At 68.1% G+C, this 14,823-nt stretch carries 16 protein-coding genes; 7 read left to right on the top strand and 9 right to left on the bottom strand.

Features of this window, described 5'->3' with window-relative positions; translation table 11 throughout:
• Position 1: 1 nt before the first annotated feature.
• A complete protein-coding gene (gene yciH / locus AMR74_RS04800) occupies positions 2-295 on the top strand; it encodes a stress response translation initiation inhibitor YciH (protein ID WP_004596695.1) in 294 nt (97 codons plus the stop codon).
• A gap of 119 nt (positions 296-414) precedes the next feature.
• On the opposite strand, the gene AMR74_RS04795 is transcribed toward yciH, so the two are convergent.
• Positions 415-1,248, bottom strand: a complete 834-nt coding sequence (locus tag AMR74_RS04795) for a geranylgeranylglycerol-phosphate geranylgeranyltransferase (protein ID WP_053770899.1) — start codon at positions 1,246-1,248, stop codon at positions 415-417.
• Between the two features lie 145 nt (positions 1,249-1,393).
• Between AMR74_RS04795 and AMR74_RS04790 the strand changes: the two genes are divergently transcribed.
• From AMR74_RS04790 to AMR74_RS19010, 3 genes are all read left to right on the top strand, one after another.
• Positions 1,394-2,437 carry a cell division FtsA domain-containing protein gene (locus AMR74_RS04790; RefSeq protein WP_053770898.1) on the top strand — a complete coding sequence of 348 codons (1,044 nt, stop codon included), beginning with the start codon at positions 1,394-1,396 and terminating at the stop codon, positions 2,435-2,437.
• Positions 2,438-2,566: 129 nt separating this feature from the next.
• Entirely contained in the window at positions 2,567-3,175 is a 609-nt protein-coding gene (locus AMR74_RS04785) for a helix-turn-helix domain-containing protein (protein ID WP_053770897.1), read from the top strand.
• Between the two features lie 69 nt (positions 3,176-3,244).
• On the top strand, positions 3,245-3,412 hold the full coding sequence (locus AMR74_RS19010; protein ID WP_158293536.1) for a hypothetical protein: 168 nt from the start codon (positions 3,245-3,247) through the stop codon (positions 3,410-3,412).
• A 19-nt stretch (positions 3,413-3,431) separates the two neighbouring features.
• On the opposite strand, the gene AMR74_RS04780 is transcribed toward AMR74_RS19010, so the two are convergent.
• Positions 3,432-4,667 (bottom strand): TIGR04347 family pseudo-SAM/SPASM protein, encoded by a 1,236-nt coding sequence (locus AMR74_RS04780; RefSeq protein ID WP_053770896.1) that lies wholly within the window; start codon positions 4,665-4,667, stop codon positions 3,432-3,434.
• Positions 4,664-5,038 (bottom strand): Htur_1727 family rSAM-partnered candidate RiPP, encoded by a 375-nt coding sequence (locus tag AMR74_RS04775; protein WP_053770895.1) that lies wholly within the window; start codon positions 5,036-5,038, stop codon positions 4,664-4,666. Before AMR74_RS04775 ends, AMR74_RS04780 begins: the two co-directional genes overlap by 4 nt.
• Before the next feature lie 329 nt (positions 5,039-5,367).
• Here AMR74_RS04775 and AMR74_RS04770 point away from each other — a divergent pair, with 329 nt between their 5' ends.
• Entirely contained in the window at positions 5,368-6,774 is a 1,407-nt protein-coding gene (locus AMR74_RS04770) for an ATP-binding protein (RefSeq protein WP_053770894.1), read from the top strand.
• A gap of 356 nt (positions 6,775-7,130) precedes the next feature.
• Here AMR74_RS04770 and fer read toward each other — a convergent pair whose 3' ends face one another.
• Entirely contained in the window at positions 7,131-7,520 is a 390-nt protein-coding gene (gene fer / locus AMR74_RS04765) for a ferredoxin Fer (protein ID WP_049931604.1), read from the bottom strand.
• A 232-nt stretch (positions 7,521-7,752) separates the two neighbouring features.
• Here fer and AMR74_RS04760 point away from each other — a divergent pair, with 232 nt between their 5' ends.
• Both AMR74_RS04760 and AMR74_RS04755 read left to right on the top strand, forming a co-directional pair.
• Positions 7,753-8,622: a CheF family chemotaxis protein gene (locus AMR74_RS04760; RefSeq protein WP_053770893.1), complete on the top strand. Its 870-nt coding sequence runs from the start codon at positions 7,753-7,755 to the stop codon at positions 8,620-8,622.
• A gap of 82 nt (positions 8,623-8,704) precedes the next feature.
• Positions 8,705-9,610 (top strand): heavy-metal-associated domain-containing protein, encoded by a 906-nt coding sequence (locus AMR74_RS04755; RefSeq protein WP_053770892.1) that lies wholly within the window; start codon positions 8,705-8,707, stop codon positions 9,608-9,610.
• A gap of 249 nt (positions 9,611-9,859) precedes the next feature.
• Here the strand turns inward: AMR74_RS04755 and AMR74_RS04750 are convergent, their stop codons facing one another.
• The 5 genes from AMR74_RS04750 to AMR74_RS04730 form a co-directional block, all read right to left on the bottom strand.
• Positions 9,860-10,093, bottom strand: coding sequence for a hypothetical protein (locus AMR74_RS04750; RefSeq protein ID WP_053770891.1), 234 nt, complete (start codon positions 10,091-10,093; stop codon positions 9,860-9,862).
• Positions 10,090-12,081, bottom strand: a complete 1,992-nt coding sequence (locus AMR74_RS04745) for a TRAP transporter permease (protein WP_053770890.1) — start codon at positions 12,079-12,081, stop codon at positions 10,090-10,092. The genes AMR74_RS04750 and AMR74_RS04745 overlap by 4 nt, the downstream gene beginning before the upstream one ends.
• A 154-nt stretch (positions 12,082-12,235) precedes the next feature.
• Entirely contained in the window at positions 12,236-13,327 is a 1,092-nt protein-coding gene (locus AMR74_RS04740; RefSeq protein WP_053770889.1) for a TAXI family TRAP transporter solute-binding subunit, read from the bottom strand.
• A gap of 173 nt (positions 13,328-13,500) precedes the next feature.
• Positions 13,501-13,929 carry a universal stress protein gene (locus AMR74_RS04735; RefSeq protein WP_053770888.1) on the bottom strand — a complete coding sequence of 143 codons (429 nt, stop codon included), beginning with the start codon at positions 13,927-13,929 and terminating at the stop codon, positions 13,501-13,503.
• 51 nt (positions 13,930-13,980) lie between these two features.
• On the bottom strand, positions 13,981-14,802 hold the full coding sequence (locus tag AMR74_RS04730; protein ID WP_053770887.1) for a fumarylacetoacetate hydrolase family protein: 822 nt from the start codon (positions 14,800-14,802) through the stop codon (positions 13,981-13,983).
• Positions 14,803-14,823 lie beyond the last annotated feature (21 nt).

Here is a 14,823-nt window from a genome sequence, read left to right as displayed (position 1 = left end):
AATGTCGGAAGTCTGCTCGACGTGCGGACTGCCCCAGGAACTCTGCGTCTGCGAGGACGTCGCGAAGGAGTCCCAGCAGATCAGCATCCGCATCGACGAGCGCAGGTACGGTAAGGAGGTAACGGTCATCGAAGGATTCGACCCGAAGGACGTGGATCTGAGCTCCCTCTCGTCGGATCTCAAGTCGAAGTTCGCCTGCGGGGGCACCGTCGAGGACGGCGCCATCGAGCTCCAGGGGAACCACTCGGGTCGCGTGGAGGACTTCCTCCGCGACAAGGGCTTCAACGTCGCGTGACCGTCACCTGACCGTCCGCCGTCGAGCATCGCTTCGAGCGAGACCGTTTTTTCGCCGCGCCACTCTCCTATTAGCGGCCGTGCGACCCGTCTCACGCGACCACGACTGCGTGACCTCCCTCATGCGACCACGGCGGCTCGCCCGACGACGAAGGCGGCCGCCGCGAGGAAGGTGCCGTACTTGAACCGGCGCTGCGCCGCCGCGGGGTCATCGAACCCCTCGTATGTGGCGTACAGCATGACCGCGTCGGCGACCGCGACGACCGCGAGGTACGCCGCGCCGAGGGTCCCGGAGAGGTACGGCAGGGGGCTGACGGCGACGGCGGCGACGAGCGCGGCCGCGCCGATCCACAGCGCGGTGCGCTCGCCGACCGCGATGGGGAGCGTCGCGAGCCCCTCCTCGCGGTCGCCGGCCACGTCCTCGACGTCTTTGATCACCTCGCGCGTGAACGTCGAGAGCCCCGCGAGCGCCGCGAGGACGAGGACCGCCCGCGGGTTCCCGACCGCGGCGCCGCCGAACAGGAACGTCGAGCCGACGAGGTAGGCGACCAGGGCGTTGCCGAGGCCGGGCGTCCCCTTGAACAGGCTCGTGTAGGTGAGCAGAGCGACGAGGTTCACCGCGGCGATGGCGATTGCCGCCGGGGGGAGCGCGACCGCGACCGCGACGGCGACGGCGAACCAGGTCGCGGCCGTCGCGAGCGCGAGCCGCGGCGGGACGGCGCCGCGCGGGATCGGACGGTCCGGGCGGTTGACGGCGTCTATCTCGCGGTCGAAGTAGTCGTTGATCGCGTTGCCCGCGGCGACCGCGAAGACGGTCGTCGCGGCCGCGAGCGCGGTCGGGACGGCGGCGCCGCTCGCGCCGGCGACGAACGCGCCGGTGGCCGTGAGCACTCCGGCCGCGACGCAGTTGCCGAGGCGGGCGAGCTGGACGAGGCCGCGGAGGGTGTCTCGCACGTCGTCCGCGTACTCCCGCCCGCGAGGAATAAACGGTGCGGGATCCGTCGGGGACCCCCCGTCCCGAAGGCGTTCGCCCGGCCGGGAGCGAGGTCGGATCGACCCGCCACGAACGTTTATCAGGTCCGAAATGAAATACCCAAATATGGCCAAGGGCTTAGACGTCGGTACGATGAACATCCTCTCCGGACGACAGGAAGGCGCGGAGACGGTGTTCGTACAGCAGCGGAACTCGTTCGTCGAGATCGAGTACAGCGACATGGCCGAGCAGATGCTCTCGCGCAGCGAGGTCCTCCACATCCGCAAGGACGACAAGGTGTACGTCGTCGGCGACGACGCCCTCAACTTCGCGAACATCTTCAACAAGGAGACCCGACGGCCGATGCAACACGGCATCCTCTCCAGCGAGGAGGCCTCGGCCATCCCGATGATCAAGCTGATCACCGAACAAGTGGTCGGCGAGCCCTCGAAGCCGAACGAGCGCCTGTTCTACTCCAGCCCGGCGGACCCCATCGACTCGCCGCTCACGACGCTGTACCACGAGAAGACGCTCGAGTCGATGCTCGGCGACATGGGGTACGACCCCGAGCCGATCAACGAGGGGATGGCGGTCATCTACTCCGAGCTGGCCGACAACAACTTCACCGGCCTCGGGATCAGCTTCGGCGCGGGGATGACCAACGTCTGTCTCGCCTACTACGCGGTGCCCGTGATGAAGTTCTCCATCGCCCGCGGGGGCGACTGGGTCGACGAGCAGACCGCGCAGGCGACGGGCACGCCCGTCGACAAGGTGACGAGCATCAAGGAGGACGACTTCGAGCTCGACTTCCGCACCGACGTCGGCGGCGTCGAGGGCGCGCTCGCCATCTACTACGAGAACCTGCTCGATTACGTCATCGAGAACATCACGCGCGAGGTCGACGAGGAGGACGTCGAGGAGGGCCTCGACGTGCCCGTCGTCGTCACCGGCGGCACCTCCAGCCCGAACGGCTTCGAAGACCTGTTCGCCGACCACCTCGCGGACGCGAACATCCCGTTCTCGATCAGCGGCGTGCGCTCCGCCGAGGAGCCGATGTACAGCGTCGCCAGCGGGGCGCTCGTCGCCGCGCGCTCCGAGGAGGGCGACGAGGAGTCGGCCGGCGGGAGCGAGCCGGCCGCCGAGGAGGCCGCCCCCGAGTCCGAGGACTGAGGCGCGACCGACCCGCGCCTCCGACGCGACCTCGACCCCGATTCCGACCATTTTTACACCCGACCGGCGCGGCGCCGGATCCCGGGAATCCGCCGAAAGATGAAACCGACGCCGTCCGTAGCGACTGACATGTCCGACGCCGCCGGCGCCGAGGGTGACCGCCGCCTGCGGGTCGACCTCGACGTCGACCCGAGGGGCGACCGCGGCTGTCCGATCGTCGACGAGGCCGACGAGGCCGCCGAGGTGGCGGTCAACGCGGTCGGCGACGAGTGCGTGGTCGACGTGACGACGCCGGACGGGGACGTCCGCCGCGGGACCGGCGAAGTCGACGAGGACTGCCTCTGTCACGCGTTCGGGCGGCTCGGCTACGTCCCGCACTTCCGCCGCGTCGAGGACGGGACGGTCCTCGTCACGACATACGTCGACGACCGCGACGCGGTCCGCCGGTTGGTCGGGGAGCTCCGGGAGGTCGTCGACCGCGTGCGGCTCGTGCGGCTCGCGGTCGTGGAGGGACCGGACGCGACCGAACAGGTCACCTTCGACCTCTCCTCGCTGACGCCGAAACAGCGGCGCGGGCTCGAACTCGCGGTCGTCCGCGGCTACTTCGACGACGACCGCGACGTGCGCCTGAGCGAGTTGGCCGACGAGCTAGCGATCAGCAAGTCCGCGCTCTCCCAGCGGCTCCGCACGGCGCAGGCGAAGCTAGTGACGGACGTCTTCGACGGCGCCGAGCGGTGAGCGGTTCCTCTTGAAGCGGTACACCGGTAAAGCGGGAGGCGGAGGCGTCGCCGGCCCCTCGGTCCGAACATGGACGACGAGGACCCGCCGGCCGTCGAGCCGGTCCGAGACGGCGTCACGCTCGAACTCGTGCGCGACGCCATCGGCGTCGCCCGCGGCGAAGTGCCCGCGGAGCGCTTCTCGGCGAAGTACGGGACGGGGAGAGACGCCGAGGGCGCGGGCGAGGAACGGGAGTGAGCGCGGCCGGGCGAGCGCCTCAGTCGTCGGCGGGTGCGGATCGGTCGGCGGCGTCGATCCGGGCGAGCGCCTCCTCGCCGGCGCGCTCGGCCTCGGTGAGGTAGCACTTCGGGTCGGGGGCGAACGGGTCGCCGTGCGCCGAGAGCGCGCGGAGCCGCGACCCGCCCCGACAGATCGACTGGTACGCGCAGTCGGCGCAGCGGCCGGCGAGGCGGTCCTCGCGCTCGCGGAGGCCGGCGAGGAGCGGGTTCGACTCGTCGGACCAGATCGCGCCGAACGAGCGGTCGCGGACGTTGCCGGGCGAGTACCCCTGCCAGAACTGCGTGAGGTGGACGTTGCCGACGGGGTCGACGTCCGCGACGCGCTCGCCGGTCGGGTCGCCGCCGTTGCGTTCGAGGTAGCGGTAGATCAGGCGGGCGCGGTCGGACCCGACCTCGCGGTCGGCGTACTCGACGAGGTGGCCGGCGTCGGCGTAGTTGCCGACGAGCAGCGTCTCTATCTCCTCGCCGGCCGCGTGGTACTCGCGGGTGAGGTCACAGAGGTCGGTGACGGCCTGCCGAGTCGCCTCCGGGGAGAGGTCGACGTCGGAGATGTCGGCGCCGCGGCCGCCGTAGTCGAGGTGATAGAAGCAGAAGCGGTCGACGCCCACGTCGACGAGCAGGTCGACGACGCCCGCGAGGTCGTCGACGTTGTGCTCGGTGATCGTGTACCGCAGGCCCGTCTTGAGCCCCACGTCGAGGCAGGCCTCGATGCCGCGGACCGCGGCGTCGAACGCGCCCTCCTCGCCGCGGATGCGGTCGTTGCGCTCGGGGAGCCCGTCGACGGAGACGCCGGCGTACTTGAGCCCCGCCTCCTTCAGCTCCCGGGCGCGGTCACGGGTGAGGAGCGTGCCGTTCGTCGAGAGGACCGGCCGGATCCCGCTGTCGTCGGCGTACGCGATCAGCTCGGGCAGGTCCTCCCGGACGAGGGGCTCGCCGCCGGAGAACAGGACGACGGGGACGCCGAACTCGGCGAGGTCGTCGATGAGCGCCTTCCCCTCCGCGGTGGAGAGCTCGTTCGGGGCGCCCTCGGCGTCGGCGCCCGCGTAGCAGTGCTCGCAGTAGAGGTTACACCGCTTCGTGGTGTTCCAGACGACGACCGGCCGCCGCTGTTTCTCCTCCGTGATCTGCGACTCCTCGGAGTCGTCGGCCGCGTCGTATCGGAGTCCGTCGCTCTCGGCGTCGAGCCCGCAGAGGAGCTTGCTGACGGAGATCATCGCGACCCCTCCTCGTCGGCGTCGACCGTGGGCGCGCCGGCGCGGGAGGCGGTCGGCGTCCCCTCGGTCTCCTCGTAGACGCGCGGTTCGTCCGCGTCGGCGGCCTCGTCGTCCGGTCCGTCCGCGTCGACCGCGAGCGATTCCGCGGAGTACCGGGACACCTCCGCGGCCGGACACACCCACACGTCGCGGGCGTACCACGCGAAGAGCTTGCTCGCCTCCTCGTGAGCGACGTCCGGCGTCGGCGCGGCGACGGTGCCGACGTGGCGGAGCGGGTCCGACTCCGCCTCGCGGACGAACACCTCGAACCGGCGACCGTCGGCCGACCGCGGCCCGTTCGCGTCTTCGGTTCGGTCCGTCTTCTCGACCATACCCCCCGTACGGACGGTCCCCCGAACGGGGTTTCGCGCGTTCTCAGGGCCGCGAAATTCGCCCGAACAGGTTCGGGCGGCGAGAGCGGCGGCTCGGTCACCGGGGCGGAGCCGCCCGCGACCGGCGGCGCCGTCGCTGACGGAGCGGCGGGAGATGCGAGGACCGCGAGCGGCGCGGCCCCGCGTGAGAACGGCCTGTCACCACAGGTGAGAGCCGGTCAGATGACGCGGTTCCCTTTACTGTTGCCTCAACTACTGTAGTTTGAACTACGATAGTTTAGACTACGCTATCCGCGCGTTTTATGTGCTGGTGAGTCAAAGGTGGAGGTATGCCCGCGTTCGTCAACCGAGAACAGGAACTCGACAGACTCCACGAGTTATACGAGAGTGGGTCCGCGGAGTTGAGCGTCGTCTACGGACGTCGGCGGATGGGGAAGACAGCGCTCGTCGTCAAATCCATCGAAGACCGTGACGACGCGGTGTACCATCAGGCTGCACACGGGACGACGGAGCAACAACTCGACTCCTTCATCGCTGATGCCGCAACGGTGTTCCCGGGAGTCAATCGGATTCGGAAAGACTGGGAGAACGTTCTCACGTACCTTGCTGAGCAGGACGCAGTCGTCATCCTCGACGAGTTCCCGTATCTCGTTGACGAAAACGAAGCGCTCCCCTCCCTCGTCCAGCGAATCTGGGACCACGAAGTCGCTGATACGGCTGTGACCTTCGTGTTGACTGGCTCGGCGATCGGGATGATACACAGGATCGCACTCGACGGGAGTTCACCGCTGTACGGGCGGATATCGAAACGGCCGAACGGGAAACTCGAAATCGGTCCGCTCCCGTTCGCGGCCGCGATGGAGTTCTTCCCGAACTACGCGCCAGCCGAACAGGTGATCGCATACGGTGTGTTCGGGGGGACACCGGAGTACCTCCGAGCAATGGACGATACGCAGTCACTCCAAGGGAACATCACGGAGACCTTGCTGCTCAGGGATGGCGGCCTCCACGAGGAGCCCGAGGACGTCCTGTACCGGGAACTGGACGAGGTCGATCGGTATTTCGCCGTCCTGAAAGCGATGGCGGAGGGGAACCACAAGAGAAACGAGATCATCCAGGCGGCGGGCATCAACGCCAACAGCGCGAGTTACTACCTCTCCCGCCTGCGGGAACTCCAGATAATCGAGCAGGAGTACCCAGTAACCGTTGACCCGTCCCGGAGTCGGAATAGCCGGTATCGAATCCGAGACCAACTGTTCGCGTTCTGGTTCCGGTTCGTGCACGGCCGTTCGTCTCGGTACGAAGTGTTCGGAGCGGACGCGTACGACGAACTGGTCGAACCGCATCTTCCGGACTTCGTCAGTTCGTCGTTCGAGCGACTCTGCCAGCGGGCAGTTCTCTACGAGTACGGGGACGCGTACACGTTCACGGAATCCCCAGGTCGGTGGTGGGACACCGACGGCCGTGAAATCGATATCGTGGCCCCGACGAACGGCGACACGCTACTGGTCGGGGAAGCGAAGTTCCAGCAACAACCGACGGGGTACGACGTTCTCGCTCAGCTCGAACGGGAGGCACCCGAAATCGAGTGGTCACCAGCTGACAGCGACGTGAACTACGAGTACGTACTGTTCAGCCGAAGCGGGTTCGCATCCTCAGTGGAGGAAGCGGCCGAGGAGCGGGACGATCTCGGTCTGTTCACAGTTGACGATGTCGTTGAGAACCTGTCCGAATAGCTGTTCCCAAGAATCGCTTCCCTTCGTGTGCAGCGAGGGGCAAAGGGGAACGAGCGAGAACACGAACGCTGCGTCGTCGGTGGAGTGTGGCTGAGCAGGAGTCATCGGTACGAGTGCGAGAGAAAGCGTGGGAGCCCCACACCTACTGACAGCACGACCCGCGTGCTATCAGTACGACTATTTTGCAGCCACGTTGTCAGAACGAAAGCGGAAAACGCGAATCTGTTCTGAACGCAGTTAGTGCTGCAAGAGAAAACGGTTAGTAGAGAGCAATTTCAGGCCGGAAACGGCTGGTCTGAACTGTCGCCACCCCTGGAAGGGGCCGCGTCTGTTTAACGAGCGTTGAACGCTGTTGTTTAGATGACGCGGTTCTGCAGGTAGTCGAGGTGTTTCGCGTTGTAGACGATCTTGACCTCGTCGGTGGCCGGGCTGCCGATACAGGTGAGGCGGACGTTCTTCTCCTCGACCTCCTCGTCGGAGAGGATCTGCTGCATGTCCATCTCGATGTCGCCCTCCTTGACGATGGACGCGCAGTTCGCGCAGGCGCCGGCGCGGCACGAGAAGGGCCAGTCGTAGCCCTGCGCCTCGGCCGATTCGAGGATGTACTCGCCCTGGTTCACTTCGAGGGTGCCGTAGTCCTCCTCGTCGAGGCCCGCGTCGGCGGCCTCCTCGAAGAGGTTGTCGTCGTCCATCGACCAGCCGTGGTCGTCGAGCACTTCGTAGTTGAGGTATTCTACTGTGGGCATCACCTGACGGTTTGGTGCCCACGTCATTAGGCTTTGCTGTTCCCCAGCCGACCACCCCGGCACCGGGCGCCGTCGACCGAACAAATTCGGTCCTGTTCGGCGAGTCCCGCCGCTCCGATCCCCCGACCCGTCCCGCTCGACCGGCGGCCCGCGGCGCTCGGGTGACATCTCGTTATCACGACTGATACGGGGTGAGTAACAATAAATAGCGTACAGCGCTCAGGTGACACCGATGGAGGAGTCCGTCGTCGCCGACTTCGTCGGCCGCGTCCACGCGGCGAGTTTCGGGACCGACGAACCGGTGACGGGTCGCGTCCTGTTGAGCCAGCGGCGAATGGTCCTCGCGACGGACGACGGGAAGGAGACGGTCCCGCTCTCGCGGGTGTTCGACGTCGTCGTCGGGAGCGTCCCGGGCGACCTGCGCTCGTTCTTCAACGACAGCGTCACCGTCGCGTACGACCGCGACGGGTCGCGGCGCTCGGCGCTCGTGGAGGGCGAGGCCGAGGACATGGACCGGTTCACCCGGCTCCTGTTCAAGGTGCTGTTGCGGAACGTCGCCGTCACCGTTCGGCACCCCGCGAAGGTCGGCGGGCGCGTCACCGACGCCGGCGACCACCGCGCTTCGGTGTCGGTGTCGCCCGGCGAGATACGGTTCAGGGACTGCCCGGAGCCGTTCGTCGTCGACCTCTCCGCCGTGATCGACTACGAGCGGACCGACCGCACCCTCGGGGGCACGAAGCGCCCGGCGCTCGTCTTCCGCCACGTCACCGACGGACAGACGGTCACGTCGATCGCGACCGTCCCGAACGAGCGGGCGCTCAACATCCTCGGCCGATACATCAAGATCGAGTACGACGAGGCCATGGAGGACCTCGACTCGTTCGACCCGACCGAAGAGCAACTGGAGATTCTCGTGTCGATCTACTCCGCCGGCGGCGAGGCGAACATCGCCGACGTGGTCACGGGCGACGTCACCCAGACCTCGATGATCCTCGACACGCTCCGGGAGGCCGACCTCGTCGCCGACGGCGAGAGCGGGGCCGCGCTCACCCGGAAGGGGCAGATGATCGTGAGCTCCTACCTCGAATCGGTGAACGCCTGACGCGCGTCGCCGGCGCGTCGGCCGCCGAACGCGCCGCCGCCGCGGGGGAAGTTTCATGCTTGTGTAACCGTAGGTACCTCTCATGCGAGACGACGACCACCGCGGCGGCGAGACGCCGCTCGACGCCGTGGTCCGCGAACGCGGAATCGACGCCCCCGACGCGGCCGGGGAGCGCGGCCCGCCCGGAGGCGAGGCGCCCGCGGGCGACGCCGCCGTATCGGGCCCGCGGGTCGCCCGCGTGCCGGCGGACCACGACCACGACACGTTCTCCGTCGAGGGGATCGACACCGACCGGCGCGAGGGGCTGGTGGAGGCGGTCCTCCGCGACGTCGACGGCGTCAGCGCCGCCTCGGCGACCCGGCGCAACGGGACGGTCGGCGTCCACCACGACCCGTCGGTGTCGCGCGAGGCGCTCCGCGAGGTGTTGGCGGAGTGCGGGCTCGTCGTCGCGCCCGGCGACGAGGCGTTCGAGGCGCGGCGGGCCGCGCAGTTCGCGTCGGCCCGCGTGGCGGTCGCGGTCCTCTTCGGGCTGATGGTCGCGACGCCGTACATCGCGGTGCTGTACCCGACCCGGGTGGAGTGGCTGTTCTACGACCCCGTGACTGTCCAGTACCTTCAGTCGATCCTCGACTCGGCGATGACGACGCACTTCTTCATCAACCTCGGCGCGCTGTCCGGGCTCGCGTTCCTCGTCGCTTGCGCGCCCGCGATCCGCCGCGCGGTCGCCGCGGCGCGCGACGGACGGTTCACCAACGAGGCTGCGTTCGTCGGGGGCGTCGCCGCCCTCTACGGGTACAGCACGCTGGTCGCGTTCGCCGGCGTCGAGGGCGCGGTCCACTACGACCTCGTCGCGTACGCGGTCGTCGTCGCCACGCTCTGGACGGAGTTCGGCGTCACCGACACCGCGACCGACCCCGCGTCGAGCGACGACGCGGCGGCGGAGGCGACGGCCGACGAGCCGGTCGCGATGACCGACGGCGGTCGCTGACGCGGTCCGCGCTCGCGGCGTTTTCCTCGCGGAACATTCTCGCCCTCACGTTGCTCGACGGTCGCCCGTTTCTCGCGCACGCTCGGAATCGTCCCGTCCGTGCGAGCGAGCGGACGGTTCACGGACGAGGCGGACGCCCGTTCGACGAGCGGAGGCAGTCACTGTCGACGGGTCAAGGGCAACATCGCGGCGGGCGGTCGAACGAGAGCGAAGAAGGATAGTCGCGGCGGCCGGGGGCCGCCCGCGGCCTCACAGCAGTTCGAGGTAGATGAGCAACCACCAGACGTAGCCGCCGGTGAGCGCGAGGGCGGTGAGCAGTTCGAGCGCGCCGACGTACTTCGAGCCGTGCGTCCGGCGGAACGCCTGGACCTTCTCCACCTGGTTCCACACCGGCAGCAGCGGCTCCGGAATGATCTCGTCGAGCCCGCCGGCCTGCTGTGCCGACTGCTCGGCGACCGCCTCGGGGGAGTCGTCGTCGCTCATTGGCTCGCCCCCCTGCCGAACGGCAGCGTGAGACCGCGGATCATCACCTTCTCCGCGACGAACACGGCCGCGAAGACCGCGATGCCGGCGATTTTCGCGACGTTCGACGGGTACACCATGATCAGCACGCCGAGCGTCGCGAGCAGCGCGCGCGCGCCGAGCTTCCGACCGGGGCGCATCTTGAACGGGTAGTTCAGCCCGTAGATGATCGTGACCGCGCCGAGCAGGACGAGCAGCCCGACGTACAGCGTGTTCATCCCGACGTCCATCGAGATCAGACCCGGGTTGTAGACGAACGCGACCGGCAGGATGAAAAGCGGCGCGGCGATCCGGATCGCCGCCCCGCAGGTCCGCCAGAAGTTGGCCTCCGCGATCCCCGCGGCTATCACCGCCGCGGTGGCCACCGGCGGCGTGATCCCCGCGAGGATCGCCGCGTAGAACATCGTGTAGTGGGCGGTGATGGCCGGGACGTTGAACTCGGAGACGAAGGTCGGCACGATGAGGATGGCCACGATGACGTAGGCGGCCACGGTCGGCATGCCGACCCCCATCAGGATCGCGACCCCCATCCCGAGCAGCACCGCGAACAGCAGCACGCCGCCCGAGATGTTGATGAGCAGCAGCGCGATCTTCGCCGGGATCCCGGTCGTGCTGAAGAGGTTCACGACGCCGCTGATGACGACGAGGATGATCGCGATGGGCGCGAGGATGATCGCGCCGCGCCGGATCCCGTGAACGGTGTTTTTCACCTGCGTGACGAGTTCGCTGACCGGACTGACGCCCGAACTGTCGACGACACGCTGGAGCGGCGGCATGAGCGTCCCCGTGATCATCATCGCGACCACGGTGTACAGCGCGGAGGTCATCACGGTGTACTGCGCGATGCCGAGCAGGTAGATGAGGATCCCGAACGGGACGCCGAACCGGACCGCCTCGAACACCTTCTTCTCGGTCGAGAGCGTCTCGTCGAAGAACTCGGAGAACTCCATGTCCTGGCTGCTGGAGTCCGCGATGGCGAGGTAGTGGACCGCGATGGAGATGGAGACGACCAAGATGGCGGCCGGGACGAGGCCGGCGACGACGATGTCGAGGTACGGGACGCCGAGGTACGAGGCCATCACGAACGCGGACGCCCCCATCACGGGCGGCAGCACCTGCCCGGAGGTGGAGGCGACCGCCTCGATGCCCGCCGCCCGGTGGCCCTTCATCCCGGCCTCCTGCATCGTCGGGATGGTGAACGACCCCGTCATCGCGGCGTTGGCGGTGTACGATCCGTTGATGGAGCCGATGACCGCCGAGGAGAGCACGGCGGTCTGGGCGATCCCGGACTCGATGTACTTCGCGGCCACGATGGCGACGCGCAGGATCAGGTCGAACGCGCCGTACGCGAACAGCAGCCCGGCGTACAGCAGGAACGGCGCGATCCACGAGGCCGTGATCTGCGTGAGGCTCCCGTAGAACCCGTACAGGTCGGTGACCGTCGCCTGGAGCAGCGTCGCCTGGTTCATCCCCGCGTGGCCCAACACGCCGGGCACGAGGTTCCCGAACATCGCGTACCCGAACACGGCGAAGACGAGCCCGAGGAACACGTTGCCGAACTCGCGCCACGTGAGGTACATCAGCGAGAGGATCACCAGCCGCGCGAGCATGTACTCGTGTTCGAGCGCGTACCCCTGCCGCTGGAGGTACACGTCCTGGAAGTTGATCGCGAAGAACGCCGACGCGGTCATCAGCGCGAGCGACGCGGGGATCAGCACGGCGCCGTCGATCCAGTCGCCGTCCGAGATGGCGAGCCGCGTCTCGTTGAGCGCGTACACGGTCAGGATGCCGCCGACGAACGCGGTCGCGAACCGCACCTGCGAGATCGCCTGCGTCTGCGCCCAGTAGAGGACGCCGGCCCAGAACAGCAGCGCCGCCCCCGTGACGGTGATGTCGAGCCCCTGAAGGAGTCCGGACTCGGAGTCCGCCGAGGCCGTTTCCGTACTCATTGGCGCGGATGTACCGCGGAGCGGATGGTCGGTCGCCCGGACGTGAGTGATAGTGTCATAGTTGGTGTCTGAGTTGTCGGTTGCGTATTTGATGATTTTAAATTACTGATCGGTACACCGCGGCGAACGGAGCGAAAGCCCGGTTACCGACCGATTAAGGGCTTTCGCCTTCGGTCAGGCTGTCGTCCCAGGCGTCGTTGTCCCGGTAGTACTGGACGGCGCCGCGGTGGACCGGGATGTTCTCGCGGGCGGAGGCGAGCATGTCGGCGGTCGACTCGAAGTCGTTGAACTGCGCCTCGCCCTCGTTGACGGTGTCGTTGTGCTCGTCGACGACGCGGCACAGCTCGTAGACGGCGTCGGGGTTCGCCTCGGGGTTGAACGTGTAGTTCACCTCCAGGTTCCAGTGGAACACCTCGTCCGTGCCGATGTCGGTGCCCGCGATGGACCAGTCGTCGTAGCTCGTGGTGCCGGTGCCGGCCCCGTCGTACGACTCGGCGGACTCAATGAGCGCGTCGGTCGGCTCGACGTAGTGGATGTCGACCCGGGAGGCGATCTCCTGGACGAAGCCGGTGTACCGCACGCCGGGCGTCCCGTACGCGATGCTGGCGTCGATGGTCCCCTCCTCCATCGCCCCGGGCGCGGAGTCGACGCCCATGTTCTGGATGTTCATCTGGTCGAAGACGTCGGCCGTCGGGTCCTGCGACCAGACGTCGAGCGTCGTCGCGCGCGTCGAGTACCCCGGCTCGGCCGGATAGACGTTCGCGCCGGCCAGGTCGTCGAACGTCTCGATCCCCGTGCCGTCGCGGGCGATGACGTAGATGCTGTACGGGAACGCGTAGAAGCCGTACTGCGGGATGCGCTCGACGGGCTGTTCCGCGAACGCGCCCGTCTCGCTGAGCGCCTTCGACAGCGAGTTGTTGTCGGTGATGCCGGCGTTGAACTGGTTGTTCGCCATCCGGCGAATCGTCCCGATGTATCCCGGGCTCTCGATGGTCGAGTAGCTCAGCGTGTCGCTCTCCTGGCTCACCGCGCGCTCGACCGCGAGGCCGACGTCCTGCGTCCCGCCGGCCGACGTGCCGACGCGCAGCGAGAGGTCCTGGCTGCCGCCGTCGCCCCCGTCGCCGCCGTCGGAGCCGTCTCCCCCGTCGCCGCCGTCCCCGCCGCCGGAACAGCCGGCGAGTCCGGTGATGCCTACCGCGCCGGTACCGTACAGGAACTTCCGCCGATCGATTGAGTTCTCGGACATACTCAACCGAGTACTCCCAGTCGATCATTAACAATGTGTCTGTTTATTTCAGTTCAACTCAAATGAATATTCATTATAATGGTCGTCAGCAAACACGTCACCGGAACAGGTTATTATTCGAGGCCGGCGACATCGGATCCGATCACTGGTCGGGACCCCGGTGCCGGCGCCGGTTACTCGTCGAGGATGACCGTCACCGGTCGGTCGGCCGCGAGCAGCACCGACTGCGTCGTGCTCCCGAACAGCATCTTGCCGGTCGGGCTCCGCCGACGCCCGCTCATCGTGATGTTGTCGACGTCGAGTTCCTCGGCGACCTCGATGATCGTCTCCGCGGGCTCGCCGTGCTCGCGCCGCTTCGACGTCGCCACCTCGGCCGCCTCCAAGCGCGCCTCGACGGCCGCGACGGCCTCGGGGAAGTTCTCCTCGTTCCACACGTCCTCGGAGTCGACGCGGCCGCCCTCGCCGCTGACCTCGAACCCCTCGTAGACGTTGAGCAGCACCGCCTCGACCTCCTCGGCGGCGTTCGGAAGCGACGCGACCGCGTCCGCGGCGGCCGGCGCGTGTTCGGTCTCTCCGCCGACCGGTAGCAGTACTCGGTACATATCCGCCACTACCCGAATGCAGGTAATAAAAGTAGCCGCCGGCTCGCCGGCCTACCGCGTCACCGGCGCGGTGACGGACCCGACGGACTCGACGACCGCCCGCACCTCGTCGCCGGGGTCGATGGGCGCCGCGCCGGGCGTCCCGGTGCTGAACAGGTCGCCGGGCTCCAGCGTCATCACGTCGGAGTGGAACGAGACGATCTCCGCCGGCGGGAACAGCATGTTCCGGACCTCGTTTTCGGCCCGCACCTCTCCGTTGACCTCCGTCCGCACGGAGAGCCCGTCGAGGTCGACCGGGCCGTCGGGCACCGCGAGCGCGGCGCCGGGGACGAGGAACGTGTCGTAGCTCTTCGCCCGCGTGAGGAAGCGCGGGTTCCGCCGGAGCACGTCCTCGGCGGTCATGTCGATCACGGGGAGGAAGCCCGCGATCACGTCGTCGACGTCGCCCTCGGCGACGTTCCGACACGTCCGTCCCATCACGACCGCCAGTTCGGCCTCGGCGGTCACCCGCTCGCTCTGCGACTCCGGGGGCAGCCGGATCGGGCCGCCGGGGCCCGCCAAGACCGACCGCGGCTTCATGAAGCTCGCCGGCTCGTCGGGGCGCTGCTCGTCGAGGTCCCCGGCGTGCGCCTCGTAGTTCAGGCCGACCCCCCAGAGCTTCCCGAACGACTCCAGGGGCGCGCCGAACGACACGTCCGCTGCCGGGACGGGGTCCGCCGGCGCGTCGGCCGGGTCTCCCAGGTCGCCCGCGGCCGCCCGGGGAAGCGCGTCGCGGACACTCCTCAGGTCGGGCTCGACGGCGTCGAGCGGGACGTACCCCTCGTCGTCGCCGAGCAGCGGCTCGCCGGTCGCCGTGCGCGCGAGGTACTTCATCGCGGGGTGGCTCCGTTCATC

Source organism: Halorubrum tropicale (assembly GCF_001280455.1).
In the GTDB taxonomy this organism is placed as follows: Archaea; Halobacteriota; Halobacteria; order Halobacteriales; family Haloferacaceae; genus Halorubrum; species Halorubrum tropicale.
Note: the sequence above shows the minus strand (reverse complement) of the source record. Positions and strands in the feature narration are given on the sequence as shown.

Excerpts from the sequence above, each read along its gene's own strand:
- yciH (WP_004596695.1), top strand. The coding sequence starts at position 2 with ATGTCGGAAGTCTGCTCGACGTGCGGACTGCCCCAGGAACTCTGCGTC.
- AMR74_RS04790 (WP_053770898.1), top strand. The coding sequence starts at position 1,394 with ATGGCCAAGGGCTTAGACGTCGGTACGATGAACATCCTCTCCGGACGA.
- AMR74_RS04785 (WP_053770897.1), top strand. The coding sequence starts at position 2,567 with ATGTCCGACGCCGCCGGCGCCGAGGGTGACCGCCGCCTGCGGGTCGAC.
- AMR74_RS19010 (WP_158293536.1), top strand. The coding sequence starts at position 3,245 with ATGGACGACGAGGACCCGCCGGCCGTCGAGCCGGTCCGAGACGGCGTC.
- AMR74_RS04780 (WP_053770896.1), bottom strand. The coding sequence starts at position 4,667 with ATGATCTCCGTCAGCAAGCTCCTCTGCGGGCTCGACGCCGAGAGCGAC.
- AMR74_RS04775 (WP_053770895.1), bottom strand. The coding sequence starts at position 5,038 with ATGGTCGAGAAGACGGACCGAACCGAAGACGCGAACGGGCCGCGGTCG.
- AMR74_RS04770 (WP_053770894.1), top strand. The coding sequence starts at position 5,368 with ATGCCCGCGTTCGTCAACCGAGAACAGGAACTCGACAGACTCCACGAG.
- fer (WP_049931604.1), bottom strand. The coding sequence starts at position 7,520 with ATGCCCACAGTAGAATACCTCAACTACGAAGTGCTCGACGACCACGGC.
- AMR74_RS04760 (WP_053770893.1), top strand. The coding sequence starts at position 7,753 with ATGGAGGAGTCCGTCGTCGCCGACTTCGTCGGCCGCGTCCACGCGGCG.
- AMR74_RS04755 (WP_053770892.1), top strand. The coding sequence starts at position 8,705 with ATGCGAGACGACGACCACCGCGGCGGCGAGACGCCGCTCGACGCCGTG.
- AMR74_RS04750 (WP_053770891.1), bottom strand. The coding sequence starts at position 10,093 with ATGAGCGACGACGACTCCCCCGAGGCGGTCGCCGAGCAGTCGGCACAG.
- AMR74_RS04745 (WP_053770890.1), bottom strand. The coding sequence starts at position 12,081 with ATGAGTACGGAAACGGCCTCGGCGGACTCCGAGTCCGGACTCCTTCAG.
- AMR74_RS04740 (WP_053770889.1), bottom strand. The coding sequence starts at position 13,327 with ATGTCCGAGAACTCAATCGATCGGCGGAAGTTCCTGTACGGTACCGGC.
- AMR74_RS04735 (WP_053770888.1), bottom strand. The coding sequence starts at position 13,929 with ATGTACCGAGTACTGCTACCGGTCGGCGGAGAGACCGAACACGCGCCG.
- AMR74_RS04730 (WP_053770887.1), bottom strand. The coding sequence starts at position 14,802 with ATGAAGTACCTCGCGCGCACGGCGACCGGCGAGCCGCTGCTCGGCGAC.